At 35.0% G+C, this 14351-nt stretch carries 15 protein-coding genes and 2 pseudogenes; all 17 read left to right on the top strand.

What is annotated here, in order from left to right:
- Positions 1-220: 220 nt before the first annotated feature.
- A complete protein-coding gene (locus tag MKY77_RS12835) occupies positions 221-1054 on the top strand; it encodes a diaminopimelate epimerase (RefSeq protein WP_339146234.1) in 834 nt (277 codons plus the stop codon).
- A 24-nt stretch (positions 1055-1078) separates the two neighbouring features.
- On the top strand, positions 1079-1873 hold the full coding sequence (locus MKY77_RS12830) for a nicotianamine synthase family protein (RefSeq protein ID WP_339146232.1): 795 nt from the start codon (positions 1079-1081) through the stop codon (positions 1871-1873).
- Positions 1874-1901: 28 nt separating this feature from the next.
- Positions 1902-3218, top strand: a complete 1317-nt coding sequence (locus tag MKY77_RS12825) for an opine metallophore biosynthesis dehydrogenase (protein ID WP_339146230.1) — start codon at positions 1902-1904, stop codon at positions 3216-3218.
- A gap of 127 nt (positions 3219-3345) precedes the next feature.
- On the top strand, positions 3346-4959 hold the full coding sequence (gene nikA / locus MKY77_RS12820) for a nickel ABC transporter substrate-binding protein (RefSeq protein WP_339149810.1): 1614 nt from the start codon (positions 3346-3348) through the stop codon (positions 4957-4959).
- A gap of 90 nt (positions 4960-5049) precedes the next feature.
- A complete protein-coding gene (gene opp1B / locus MKY77_RS12815) occupies positions 5050-5982 on the top strand; it encodes a nickel/cobalt ABC transporter permease (RefSeq protein ID WP_339146228.1) in 933 nt (310 codons plus the stop codon).
- Positions 5983-6879 (top strand): nickel/cobalt ABC transporter permease, encoded by an 897-nt coding sequence (opp1C, locus tag MKY77_RS12810; protein ID WP_339146227.1) that lies wholly within the window; start codon positions 5983-5985, stop codon positions 6877-6879.
- 3 nt (positions 6880-6882) lie between these two features.
- Positions 6883-7710: an ABC transporter ATP-binding protein gene (locus tag MKY77_RS12805; RefSeq protein ID WP_339149809.1), complete on the top strand. Its 828-nt coding sequence runs from the start codon at positions 6883-6885 to the stop codon at positions 7708-7710.
- Positions 7694-8440 (top strand): ABC transporter ATP-binding protein, encoded by a 747-nt coding sequence (locus tag MKY77_RS12800; protein WP_339146226.1) that lies wholly within the window; start codon positions 7694-7696, stop codon positions 8438-8440. The genes MKY77_RS12805 and MKY77_RS12800 overlap by 17 nt, the downstream gene beginning before the upstream one ends.
- A gap of 48 nt (positions 8441-8488) precedes the next feature.
- The gene (locus MKY77_RS12795) at positions 8489-9673 is read left to right on the top strand and encodes an MFS transporter (protein ID WP_339146225.1); all 1185 of its coding nucleotides are present in this window, start codon (positions 8489-8491) and stop codon (positions 9671-9673) included.
- Between the two features lie 120 nt (positions 9674-9793).
- Positions 9794-9919 (top strand): annotated as a pseudogene (locus tag MKY77_RS12790) (Fur-regulated basic protein FbpA); the annotation flags it as partial.
- A 37-nt stretch (positions 9920-9956) separates the two neighbouring features.
- Positions 9957-10079, top strand: a pseudogene (locus MKY77_RS12785) (FbpB family small basic protein).
- A 757-nt stretch (positions 10080-10836) separates the two neighbouring features.
- Positions 10837-11157, top strand: a complete 321-nt coding sequence (locus MKY77_RS12780) for a helix-turn-helix transcriptional regulator (protein WP_339146223.1) — start codon at positions 10837-10839, stop codon at positions 11155-11157.
- Positions 11158-11294: 137 nt separating this feature from the next.
- A complete protein-coding gene (locus MKY77_RS12775; RefSeq protein ID WP_339146221.1) occupies positions 11295-11432 on the top strand; it encodes a hypothetical protein in 138 nt (45 codons plus the stop codon).
- Positions 11422-12186, top strand: a complete 765-nt coding sequence (locus MKY77_RS12770; protein ID WP_339146220.1) for a hypothetical protein — start codon at positions 11422-11424, stop codon at positions 12184-12186. Before MKY77_RS12775 ends, MKY77_RS12770 begins: the two co-directional genes overlap by 11 nt.
- Before the next feature lie 439 nt (positions 12187-12625).
- The gene (locus MKY77_RS12765) at positions 12626-13135 is read left to right on the top strand and encodes a MepB family protein (RefSeq protein WP_339146219.1); all 510 of its coding nucleotides are present in this window, start codon (positions 12626-12628) and stop codon (positions 13133-13135) included.
- A 193-nt stretch (positions 13136-13328) separates the two neighbouring features.
- Positions 13329-13877 (top strand): helicase, encoded by a 549-nt coding sequence (locus MKY77_RS12760; RefSeq protein ID WP_339146218.1) that lies wholly within the window; start codon positions 13329-13331, stop codon positions 13875-13877.
- A 206-nt stretch (positions 13878-14083) separates the two neighbouring features.
- Positions 14084-14350, top strand: a complete 267-nt coding sequence (locus MKY77_RS12755; protein ID WP_339146217.1) for a hypothetical protein — start codon at positions 14084-14086, stop codon at positions 14348-14350.
- Position 14351 lies beyond the last annotated feature (1 nt).

Genomic DNA, 14351 nt, shown 5'->3' with positions numbered 1-14351 from the left:
ATATAGGGAAAAGGAAATATTTTCTTCGTAGGAATTCTTTTAGATTATGAAATATTAAGCAAAAATGCAACGTTTATTAAGAATTTAAGAATTGACTCTATAGAATGTCATGTTATAATTCAATCATGGAATGAAAAACGTAATCATTACGATTAATACTTTTGATACTTATGAAACGAGAATTATCAAGAATAAAAATATATGTCTAGAGGTAATTTAGATGAAATACGAATTAGATTTTATAAAATTTAATCCAACACAAAACATGACAATTCTTATTAAAACTAATTATCCAATTGATGAGTATCAGCACATTGCTTCAAAAATCATGTCATATGACAGCGTCTACGCGGAACAAGTAGGTTTTATACAAAAGCCGATAAGTAATGAAGCTGCCGCACATCTACATATGGCTGGTGGTGAGTTTTGTGGGAATGCATGTATGGCATTAGCAGCCTTGATTGCATCTGAAAGAGGACTTAAACAAAACAATTTAACAGAAATAATATTAGGGGTATCAGGAACAGAAGAATTAGTACTGTGTCAAGTAAAAAGATTTTTAGACGTATATCACTGTCAAATTACCATGCCTTTGCCGAAAAAGTTAGAACAGAGAGTAATACATTTTGATGGTAGCGAACTTAATGTTGTTATTGTCAGATATCATGAATTTATACATATTGTGATCGAAGTGGATGATTTTAGTGAAATTCTAAAGGAAAAGGCTCAATCTTTAGCAAAGTTGCTTGGAGTTACGTTAGGTTCAAACTTGATTGGCATCTTATTGTATAAATTGAAATCTGATGAATTGGCTCCGCTTATTTATGTTCCACACCTAGATAGTATGGTATGGGAAAGGGGGTGTGGTTCGGGAACAGCATCCTTAGGAGCTTATTTAGCTTGGAAGAATAATGGGGAAATTGCTGTAAAGATAAGACAGCCTGGAGGCTTTATTAATGTAGTTGCTAATTGTCATGAACGGGAGTTAACAAGCTTAAAGATTGAGGGATGCGTCAGCATAGTTGCACAAGGTAAAGCTTTTATTGATGTTTAATTAGAGTGATTAGGGGTGACATTAGTGATTGAGTTAAAAACTTTTCATGAAGAATTAAATACCTTTTTAGAAAAATTTGATGATTTAGCTAGAAGATATAATCATACAATCGATAATTGTTCAGATCTAGAGAAAATAATAGATGATTATTCAAATTTCATCACAAGTGAGAGCAATAACAAACCATGGGAACAACTATTACTACAAGAATTCATTGATTTTAATCAGCTTACGTTAGATTTGAGAGAAAAATCATCACATTGTGTTGCTATTATGGAAAAATATCGAGCGTTAAAGTTATTGGATGGAAATGAAGGAGTATCCGATTATTTTAAAAATATAGAGTCATGTATTGAGAGAGAATTTGGTAGCTTTCAGGTCAATTCTGAATCGAAAGTATTATTAATAGGATCAGGTTCGTTTCCAATGACACCATTGTTAATAGCTAAGGAAACTGGAGCAGAGGTTGTTGGTATAGATATTGATGATGAGGCGATTAGGCTCGGTTTAAAGGTTACAGAGAAATTAGGTAATGGACTAAATATTAAATTAGAAAAAGCATTAGTGGGCGATCTTAATTTTGTGAAAGAAGCTACCCATATTATTTTTAGTTCAACAGTTGGAATAAAATATAAAATACTTGATGAATTACATACATTAACACATGAAAATGTAGTGGTGGCTATGAGATATGGTAACGGGTTGAAATCATTATTTAATTACCCAATGAAAAAGGTTAATGAACAAAAATGGAAGATGGTTGAAAATATATTACGCCCAGATCATATATTTGATATTGCATTGTATAAAAAAGTATAGTTATTGTTTTTGAGAAAGGGAGGATACTATGAGTAATTTTAAGCGAGTCTTAATTTTAGGAACTGGTCCTACATCAATTCAACTTGCTGTAAATTTAAAAGAACAATTAGATTGTTACATAGGGATTGTTGGAAGAGAATCTGTTCGCTCAGAGGCATTTTTTACGGCACTTGGGCAGAGTAATCATCTAATTCGTGTAAGTATTCAAAATGAAAAACACCGAGCCATGAAAGGTGAATGTTACCTCGACCAAGTTTTTAAAGGGTATGAAACCATACAGGGGGAATGGGATACCATTATTTTATCTGTAACCACAGATGCCTATATAGAAGTAATCAAACAAATCAATGATACGCTCTTAAAAAAAGTAAGGTGTATTGTTTTAATCTCTCCAACTTTCGGCTCGAATAACTTAATTAAAAATTATCTGAACAAACATAATTCAAATGCGGAAATTATTAGTTTTTCTACATATTTAGGTGATACTCGATGGATGCACGAAAAACCGTCTAATCATGTTTTAACAACAGCGGTCAAGAAAAAGTTATACATAGGGTCGACGCACCATTCGTCTAAAAATATTGAAAGACTATCTAAAGTTTATGAGCAATTAGGTATTGAGCTAGATGTCATGGATTCTCCACTTGAGGCGGAAACAAGAAATATTTCTTTATACGTACATCCACCTCTGTTTATGAATGACTACTCATTAAATGCGATTTTTGGAGATGTAAATAACAAGAAATACGTATATAAAATTTATCCTGAAGGACCTATTACGCAATATTTAATTCGTGATATGTTATCCCAATGGAAAGAAATAATGAATGTTTTAGAAGAAATAAATATAAAAAGTATAAATTTACTAAAATTTATGACAGACGATAACTATCCAGTAAGGTTGGAAAGCTTATCCCGTAAAGATATAGAAAGTTTTAATCACTTAGAAACTATTCATCAAGAGTACTTGTTATATATACGTTATACCTCACTATTAGTGGATCCTTTTTCAGAACCAGATGAGAATGGAAGATTTTTCGATTTTTCTGCTGTTCCAATCAGAAAAATGTTCGTGAATAGAGAAGGGTTTTTGGATATTCCAAGGATGCCTAAAGAAGATTATTATCGCATAAAAATAATACAAGGAATCGCACGATATTTAGACTCAGAATGTCCAACAATAGATAAATTCATTAAAACATATGAGAGTAAAATTGTAGAGGTTGCTCAATCTCATGAAAACGAATTGTTATCTGATGCATTTGTAGTACAAAGTTTTGATGAAGACCTGAATATGATTTGTAGTGAAATAGAAAAAAGTATAGGCACAAAGCAATTGAAATAGAACTTGTCTTAAACTAATTGTTTAATATAGTATATAAATAGTAATGATTTCGTTTTACGGCGGGGACCTTGTTGTAATAAAGTAGTCTAAAAATAAGTAAGACTAAAGGGAGAGAAGTAGGTTGTTAATTAAAAAATGTAAGTTAGTGGGTCTGATATTTTTGATTATATCTATTCTAGTTGCCTGCTCTGCAGAAAATTCTACTAGTGAAAAAAAGGAAAATGATGCAGCTAAAAGTGAAAACGAATTAATTTATGCATCAGCTAAAGACATCAATGATATGAATCCTCATTTTTACACAGGTTCCATGCCAGCACAAGGGATGGTATATGAATCACTAGTTGAGAACACTAAAGACGGTATTAAGCCTTTACTTGCTGAGTCGTGGGAAGTTTCAGAAGATGGAAAAGTATACACGTTCTTTTTAAGAAAAGATGTGAAATTTCATGATGGTGAGCCGTTTAACGCAGAGGCAGTGAAGAAAAATATTGAAGCTGTACAGAATAATGCAGAAAAGCATGCCTGGATTAAGTTATCTACAAAAATAGAAAGTGTGAATGTTGTAGATGAGCATACTGTTGAATTAGTATTGTCAGATGCATACTATCCAACCTTGGTTGAATTGTCTATGACCAGACCGTATGTATTCCTATCACCCAAAGATTTTAAAAACGGGGATACTAAGGATGGCGTAAGTGGTTTTAACGGTACAGGACCATATATTCTGACGGAACATAAAACCGATGAATTCGCCACTTTTACAGCAAATGAAGACTACTGGAATGTGCCGCCTAAAATTAAGAAGATTACCTCCCAAGTACTTCCAGCTGGGGAAACGACTTTCTTAGCCTTGCAAAAAGGGGAAGTCAACTTTGTATTTACAGATGATCGCGGCGCCGACAGCCTCAATGTCGAAGCCATGAACCAATTAGTCGATTCCGGAGACTATCAACTTGTAAGAAGTGAACCGATGAACACCAAAATGATAGTAGCCAATAGCAGTAAAACTGATAATCCAATAAGTGAAACGGCTGTTCGGGAAGCAATTTGGCACTCGATTGATAGAGAAACAATTAGTAAGGATATTTTTAATGACACAGAATCAGTGGCCCATACATTATTTTCACCTAATGTAAATTATGCAGATGTTGACTTAAAGAAGCGCGGATATGATGTGAAAAAAGCCAAGGAGATTCTAGAAAAAAATGGCTGGAAAACAGAGAATGGGGAGGAAGTTAGAACAAAAGATGGGAAAAAATTAGTCATGGAGCTCTTTTATGATAGTAATTCGTCTTCTCAAAAAACACAGGCTGAATTTATTCAGGCTTCATTAAAAGAGATTGGTCTTCAACTGGAGATTATTGGTGAAGAGTCAACATCCATCGCTAATAGAAGATCAACTGGTGACTATGATTTATTATTCAATCAAACTTGGGGTCTAGCATATGACCCACAAAGTACAATTGCTGCCTTTACATCTGAAGCTTCTTATTTGCATACGACCAAAGGCATTGATAAAGCAGGTGAGCTATACAAGAAGATTGAACAAGTTATGGTATCTACAGACGAGCAAACAAGGAAATCATTGTACGCTGATATTTTGACGATTGTTCATGAAGAAGCGATTTTTATTCCTATTACAAATGGAAGTGTTACGGTAGTAGCCCCCAAAAATTTAAATGGAATATCATTCAAGCAAACTCAATTTGAGCTACCATTTGAATTGATGAACTTTAAATAGGAATTTAAAAAAGGGGAATCTTCCCCTTTTTATTTTTGAGGAAGTATAAACGTTTAAAGTCTATTTATTTCAATGGAAAGGGGAATATGTATGGGAAGTTATATCATTAGAAGAATACTAATTACAGTCCCTTTACTTTTAACCATCTCGTTTTTGACCTTTATCTTAATTAATCTATCGCCTTTAGACCCAGCTGAGGTGGTATTACAAGCTCAAGGTGTCCCAGAGATAACAGAAGATTTATTAAAACAAACAAAAGAGCAGCTTGGGATGGATAAGCCATTTATTTTACAATACTTTGACTGGCTTTATGCTACCTTACAGTTGGATTTTGGAGATTCATATATTAATAGCAAACCAGTGTGGTCGTTAATAGGTCCTGCATTTTTGAATACATTCAAGTTAACGTTGGTTTCATCGATTTCTATTATCCTTATTTCTATAATATTAGGTGTCATTTGTGCGTTGAATGAAGGAAAAATATTGGATAAATCGGTAAGAGGATTTTCGTTTTTCTTAACCGCAATGCCGTCATACTGGCTGGCATCTATTATGATTTGGTACATATCGGTTAAATTAGACTTACTACCAACAAGTGGGATGGAATCTTATAAAAGCTATATCCTACCGGTTATTATTATTACGATTAGTTATGCTGGTATATATTTTAGAAATGTTAGAACATCTATGTTAAATAATTTACATGAGGATTACGTTCTATACGGAAGGGCATCTGGGTTATCAGAATGGAAAATTACTAAGCATATTCTAAGAAATTCATTGCAGGTTGCCATTTCGATATTTGGTATGTCTATACCCATCATATTAGGAAGCACAGTTATTATAGAAAACGTTTTTGCATGGCCAGGGCTAGGTACTCTAAGTGTTAAAGCAATTCTAAGCAGAGACTTCCCAATTATACAGGCATACGTTCTTATATTAGCAGCATCCTTTGTTTTGTTTAATACGATCTCCGATATTATAAATGCTGCGATGAATCCTAAGTTAAGGAATGATCTTTAAATGAGAATATTGAAAAACTTAAGTAAAGATAAAATAGGTACGATATCTTTATTGATCATTGTTGTCACAATTATTGTTGGTATTTTCGCGCCGTTATTTGCGCCATCTGCCCCTAATGAAGTCAACATGAGTCTTCGATATGCTTCACCTTCGTGGGAATACTTATTAGGTAATGATCATTTAGGGAGATGTATTTTGTCCAGAATCATCTATGGAATTCGACCAAGTGTATTATGGGTGTTAGTTGTCTTGTTAATATCTGTTTTAATTGGCGCTATCTTAGGTTTTCTGGCTGGCTATTTTAGAGGGAAAGTCGATGCGGTCATTATGAGAATGTGTGATACGATGCTATCTTTTCCAGGATACGTTATGGCACTAGCGATTATTGGGGTCTTAGGTGTGGGTCTTGAAAACATTCTCCTTGCATTTGCCTTGATAAAATGGGCATGGTTTGCCCGCGTCATCAGAACTTCTGTCATGCAGTATGCTGAACTAGATTATGTGAAGTTCTCTAAAGCATCAGGTATTAGTGATATAACAATAATTTGTAAGCACATTGTTCCCGTTACCTTTTCTGAAATTGCAGTAATTTCTAGTGGCTCTATTGGATCGATGATTTTGCAAATCTCAGGTTTTTCATTTTTAGGTTTAGGAATTCAGGCCCCAAATGCTGAATGGGGGATGATGTTAAATGAAGCAAGGGAAGTAATGTTTACGAGACCAGAGTTAATGCTGGCTCCCGGTTTAGCCATTGTTATTGTAGTATCGGCATTCAATTTTTTATCTGATTCGCTTCAAGTTGCTCTAGACCCTAAACTAGTAAACTCCAAAACCAAGCATAAAGGTAATTTACCACTTTCGAAAATAAAGGTGCAAGAAAAAGAGGTGGCTAATTAGATGATGAATATATTAGAAGTCAAAAATTTAAAGGTTTGGGATAACAATTCTGGAAAAGAAATTATTCACGATAGTTCATTTGAATTAAAAGCAGGGAGCTGCCTTGCAATTGTAGGAGAAAGTGGAAGTGGAAAGTCCGTTACTTGTAGAGCGATCATGAGGTTAAACAGGTCCTATCTTAACCAATCAGGAGATATTCTTTTTAAAGGCGAAAACATTAGCAAATTATCTACAAAAGAGATGGGAAAGAAGAGGGGGAAAAACCTCTGCATGATTCTACAAAATGGGATGAGTGCCTTCGATCCCTCTTGTGTGGTTGGTGTTCATTTAAGAGAAACACTTGCTGAACACTTCAATTGGAGTAGAAATGAAATCGCACGAAGAATGACAGGAACCATGGAAAGTGTCATGCTGAAAAACCCGGCAGATATTATGAACAAATATCCTCATCAGTTGTCAGGGGGAATGCTGCAACGAGTTATGATAGCATTGGCTCTGGTCTTAGAACCGGATATTATCATTGCGGATGAACCGACCACAGCACTAGATACCATCTCGCAATATGAAGTAGTGGAACAGTTTATTAGATTGCGAGAAAGAATGGGTTGTTCGATGATCTTTATTTCTCATGATCTGGGTGTTGTAAGGAAAATTGCAGATGATGTCATGGTGATGAAGGATGGAGAAATTATAGAACGAGGGAAAACCGAAACCATTTTTAAAGAGGCGCAACATGAGTACACTAAATATTTAGTATCCACTAGACTCGCGCTGAGTGATCATTTCAAGAAAGTAATGGGGGAGGGGATGCTAGTTGCTGAAGGTCGATAGTGTTGAGAAAACCTACAAAAAAGGTGGATTATTTTCTTCAGAGAGACAGAACATTCTAAAGGGTGTTAGTTTTGAATGTAAGAATGGAGAATGTCTTGGTATTATCGGAGAAAGTGGAAGTGGCAAATCCACGTTAGGACGTTTGTTAATAGGTATTGAAAAACCTGATAGTGGAATGGTTTTATTTGATGGAAAGAATGTAGTAGACAGAAAAGTAAGACTAGGCAGCATAAGCGCTGTTTTTCAAGACTATAAATCTTCCATTAATCCGTTCTATACGGTTGAGGATGCAATCTTGGAACCAATGAAAATTCAGAACAATAGTAGAAAAGAAAATAAAGACAAGGTTGTAAACCTCTTAAATCAAGTTGGTTTACCAGCTTCTTATCGAAACAAGTATCCTCATGAGTTATCAGGAGGAGAGGTTCAGAGAGTGTGTATTGCAAGGGCCATTTCCACTGAACCAAAATGTATTATATTAGATGAAGCAATCAGCTCGTTAGATGTATCCGTTCAAACACAAGTTCTTGAATTACTTAAGAAATTAAAAAAAATATACAATATGAGTTACGTCTTTATCACACATGATTTACAGGCTGCTGCCTATATTTGCGACAGGATCATCATCTTTAAGGATGGTCAAATTGAAGAAATAGTGGGAATTGAACAATTAAAGGATGTTCAGTCTGTTTATGCAAGAAAGCTATTACAATCGTTGATAACGTTTTAACCATCTACTTAAAGTAACAGATTTTGTACAGATTTGGAGGAAAGTACTGTGAGTGGAGCTATGTCTTGGCCTTTTCTACGTTTGTATCTGTTAGTGCTTCTTTATTTCAGTGCCAATGCTATACTCAATGTCATTATCCCTTTGCAAGGGGGAGCATTAGGAGCCACCAATACAACAATAGGTTTGATTATGGGGGCATATTTGTTTACAACCATGTTTTTTAGACCATGGGCAGGTCAAATCATTCAAAAGCATGGACCGATAAAAGTGTTGCGTATTATTCTTATTATCAATGGTTTCGCTTTAATATTATATACGGTAACTGGGCTAGGCGGCTACCTAGTAGCTCGTATGTTACAAGGGGTTTCAACAGCGTTCTTTTCAATGGCCTTACAGATTGGGATTATTGATGCACTGCCAGAGAAAGATCGTTCTCAGGGAATTTCACTTTATTCCTTATTTTCGTATATACCAGGTATTATTGGACCTTTATTGGCATTAGGCATCTGGCAAGGGGGAATGGAATACTTTGCAATTGTCATGATAGCAATTGCCATTTTTACGGGTGTGTTTGGCTATAGTGCCAAAATGGATAAAGCTGAAGACCAGTCACTTAAAAATAATGCTGAACAGCATGTAAATATGTTTCATTCATTTGGTCAGTTAGTAAAAAATCCTCATTTATTTAAATGTAGTGTACTGATGTTAGTTGGTTCGATTGTATTTGGAGCAATTACTGTCTTCATACCTCTTTATGCTCAACAGATGAAAAACGGAAATGCTGGAATTTTCCTGATGCTTATGGCGGCAACTGTTGTAATCTCTCGATTTACGTTAAGAAAAAAGATCCCTTCCGATGGTAAATGGCACTCTAACTTTATGATGGGAACGATGTTTCTTTTAGCAATGGGGGCACAAAGTGTAAGTTATTCCATAGACGGGGGATCGGTATTTTTCTACGTTGGTGCTGTTTTAATGGGAGTAGCTCAGGCGCTTCTCTATCCAACATTAACAACGTATTTAAGTTTTGTTTTACCTAAGTTCAACCGCAATGTGCTACTCGGGTTATTTATCGCAATGGCTGACTTAGGAGTATCACTTGGTGGGGTCATAATGGGACCGATAGCCGATCTATTTTCATACTCAACTATGTATCAATTATGTGCTATCTTATCTATAGTGATGATTCTCTATTCCTATGAACGGCGCAAGGTGTTTATCGGCCAAATCTAGGGGCGAACTAATTTGAAAGTTTCTCTTATTTTATAACGTTTTGTGCATTGGAATTTTCATATTGAGGCTTTACACTTTTAATTGATAATTATTATCAATTAAAAGGAGAGGAGTCCTTTTATGAGCAAAATTTTACGTGAGGCGCTTCAAAACAGAAGAGAATTTATTATAAATCAACTTTTAAGTATAGGTGTATATAAAACAGAGAATGCTCAGTTATACGAGCTTTGTCTTAGTGATTTGGAAAGAGAATACAGGCTATTTAAAGAGAAGAGGAAAATAAGTGAAAAAGAAAACATTTTAACAACTAGTTAATGAAAATAAGAGCCAAATTTTAAAGGATAAAGACGCCATAGAAAAAATTCACAAAAAAATTGAAGATAGACAATTGAAATCGAATAAGTAGCTGTTATCTGGGCGACATATTCCTTCTTATGTGCGTCCGGATTGTGAGATTATAAATTGAGATATAACAGATCCCATTATCCAGCTATTTAAATTGGCTTTATCATTTACAATTTGTTTAGCACATGTTTTTTACTTTGCTTGTAGCTTACCTTGTAAACAACTTTATTATCACTTTTTTATGCAGAAACATCATCAAATTCACTTATTGTAAACAACTATTCTAACACCGTTCAAATTTTCAGACGGTGTTATGCGTGTTTCAACCTTCCAAAGTAAACAACTTTATTATCACTTATCAACTGAGTTAAGGGCATTAATGGCATTCTCATTAGCAGAACCCAAAAAAGATTTGTTAGTAAGCTTATTTGACTGGCATAAAAAGTATTTATGGTACACAAAAATGCACTATTCTTTGGTGGGATGAACCAAAGAATAGTGCATATAAAAACATAAGTAAACACAAAAATCATTAGCAAAGCTGATTTGAAAAGCTCTTTTAGACAAGAAGCCATTTTTAGATGGATACAAAATGTATATAAGCCTATGAGATATATAGGTGCTTTAATGGAACAGAAATGGGAAAGTCCAAAGAGGACATTCCCATTTTTTCGTCCTAAAACAAAAACAACATTTAACATAAGCCGATTTTTTTAAGTGCCCTCCTCATGTAAACCAAGCGTTTACATATGTATATCAAGCGTTTATTGCTTAATATTAAGCAGGACAATACAATGAATCTGAAGGAGGAATGTCCTGTGAGACTTGGCGAACAAATTAGAACGATACGCAATAAGGAAAATCTATCACAAGAGCAGTTGGGACAAAAAATGAATGTTACCAGACAAGCCATTTATAAATGGGAAAGTGGGAAAGGTTACCCAGATATTCAAAATCTAATTAAACTAAGTGAGTTATTTGAAATCAGTATAGATAAGTTAATAAAGGGAGACAGTTCCTTTCAAAGTAAAATCAAAGTTAAAGGAGGTACAGGTATGTTCTCAAATAGGAATTTTTTATCATCATTAAACTATTTCAGTTTCTTTTTCGCTCCATTATTTTCCCACTCCTCACCATGATATTCGGGTATGAAGAGATAAGGCAGCATGGGAAAAGAGCACTAGTATCCCACCTAATTCCAATTGCAATCTTTATTTTTATGGTAATCATTTACGGGGGTATCCATATAGTATCTACACAAGTAGAAGGAATAGGGGTGCTTAATTCCACAGTACAAGGCAGCAGTATGGTCATTCTCGCTCTGATCACAATAGGTGTGGCAATTTGGAATATTAAAGAAGGAATACAACAAATTAGAGGGATTTTAGGTGGTGGAAATGCTTATGAATCATAAAACACCAGCAGAGAATTTATCTGAAAGAGAAAATACTGTTTTTTGGTTCCCCGGGCGTTGGATTGGAGGCCTATCCTTAATAATTGGACCTCTCTTATTACTTGCAGCGACTCTACTGAGAATAGAATTTCATTTTTTTTACGACGAGCAACTTATTGCATATTCCGAACAGCCTGTTCTGATCACAGTATCCTACAGTTGTTTTGTACTAGGGTGTCTCTTCCTATGGCCGGGAATCATTACCTTAGTAAGACTTATCGGTATAAAACATCCTAGCTTAGCCATTTGGGGTGGTACGTTTACAATCTTAGGGCTGATAGGACGTGTTTTTCATGGCGGCATTGATCATATGGCCTTCCAACTCGTAAATGTGCAAAGTCTTGATCTTGCAACAAACGCAGTGAGTGACTCCTACCACGCATTCCACGTAGTCCGTTATTTTAATGGCATGATGATGTTTGGATGGATACTATTGGCAATCGGTGCCTATCGATCACAAACATTAGGGCTCATTCGCTCGGTAGCCTTGGCATCCATGTTTTTCTTACCATTGGGTACGCTTAAAGGCACAAGATTTGAATCTACATTCCTAATACTTGGACTCTGCATAGCATTAGTCCCACTTGGTATTAAAGTTTTGCGCGATGGCCTACCGCCGTCACGTAAGGCAATACTATGGGCCATTGCACTCTTAGTAGGGCAGATTATATTTATTATTCTTTCTATTTTTTTTCCAGAATTTATGAGGAGCTAATTATTGTTTACTGCCATTATTCAAACATATTTGTAAAAAGAATGACGTAAATCTAACATGTCATTACTACACAGTACATCTATACTGGCAAACCACCACACTAAATTAATCTTCTTTCTTATTTGATTACTAGATTGTTCAACAAATACTTTCTTCTTAATGATCGTACGAATTTTTATTTATAAGTGATTCAATAAGAGCTAAGCTGTGGTAAAAAAAGCGGTGTCAATAATCTTGTCTATATGAAGTATGTGAAGATGAAATAAGTTGAGTTCCGGGAGCCTATCATTTGTTTTGATAGCCAAATGAAAGAACAAAAACCTTGATATAGTATAGATTTGCTTGGAAGTGAATTTAGGTATCTGTTGTTCAACAAAACCAGCTAATAGCAGGTAGCGCTTATTCAAGAATCGGGCCAAGAATTTTGTGGGGTGGAATAATGAATGATTTTTATACAGCATTAAATTATGTAAATAAAATGATATACGAGCCAAATGACTTAACTGTAAAGTCGATTCAAGAAGAAATACAAAACTCTAAGTATGGTGCTGGTACATTTCGATTATCTTCGAGAACAGTTCGTTTCAGGGTTGCAAATATAACCCCCACCAAAGTAGGGCAGTTTGTTGCCTTTTGGGAAAAAGATGAAAATAATAAAAACCAACCCTTTACATATGAGGAAGCACCTGATTTATTAGTTATAACTACTTTTACAGATGATGGTGAGTTTGGACAATTTATTTTTCCAAAAGAAGTTCTTTTCAAACAGGATATTCTTAGGTCCATTTCAACAAAGGGGAAAATGGCATTAAGAGTTTATTCTAGCTGGGATAAACCGACTAGTAAGCAAGCTATGAAAACTCAAAAATGGCAGTTGCCTTATTTTGTTGACATGAGTGATCCGAGTAAATTACCCATAGATAAAATAATAGAACTGTATTCGTTTTAATCCTCTGCAAACGGGCGCCATTCTTGAAGAAGAATAGGCTCATTTTGTATTTTAGGGCCATACTCTGGGGTAAGGCTAATTGAACGAACGGAGCAGATTAGTACAACAAGGAATCTATATAGAATTGGAGAAAAACTGTAATTATAACGATTTTTCAATAGCTTTTTACCAATTTGTAAGGGAGTGAATACGAATGCGTATAGGAAATGAGAAAACATACCCTGATTGTCCAATTATTACGAGAACGGTAGAGCTTGGTGGACTTACGAAACAGCAGCTTATACATAGATTGCAGGAATACTCTATCCTGTTGAATGAGTATGGAGAAAGGCTATTAACTGATGAAAAATTTATGACTTCTGAAACAAAGTATAGCTTGCAGACGATTGAACTAACTGTTGCTTACCTTGGCTTCCCTGAAGGTGCTACCACTCCTCAAATCTATAAAAAAGCGAGCGAACTCGGTTTGGAATTGTGTCCACTTGAGTTGGGACCTTATCTAAGACTAGAGTATCTGGATCAGCCCGAAGGTGATTCGGGGACTTCTATACAGCAACATCAAGCTCCAACAGGATCCATAACAATAGCAACGGAGATACTAACTGTAGACGATAATTTTCCGAAAGGCTTTTACCTTAGACGAATTAACGACGAGTTGTGGCTTCGGGGCTACATTGCTGATGATTTGCACATTTGGAATCCTAATGACCCTTTTGTCTTTTGTCTAACAAAAAAGCTTTAACAAGTGAGAATTTATTAGAGCCTCCATAATGAATATCGATCTTCAGCGCTCGTTTTTATATTAGCCAAAGAAAATATCTTATTGAAGAAATTTTTAGATTATGAAATAATTGGAATTAAGCAAACGGGCAGGATTGTTGAAGAAGGAATCTGATTTAGTTTCGGTAAATAGAATACCAATCATAGTATTAGGCTGGGGTGCAACTGATGGTCAGTAAATATCAAGGCAGTTGGATAGAATCAAATTTCATTGAAATTGATATAGTTATAAGCAAGGAAAACCTAGTTGAAATTTTAAAAAATGTCGTAAATCGAAAAAGTCAATTTACTCATCAACAAATTTGTAATTGGTGTGATAAGAATTATACAGTTGAGACTGAACTTGATGACGAGAAAGTATCTGACGTAATAGAGGACATTTCTGTACAGTGGGATTTATATTTAACAAGAACTACAACATTTGGATTTTTCTAAA

Source organism: Sutcliffiella sp. FSL R7-0096 (genome assembly GCF_038595065.1).
Lineage (GTDB): Bacteria > Bacillota > Bacilli > Bacillales > Bacillaceae_I > Sutcliffiella_A.
This window is presented reverse-complemented; position numbering and strand designations above follow the sequence as displayed.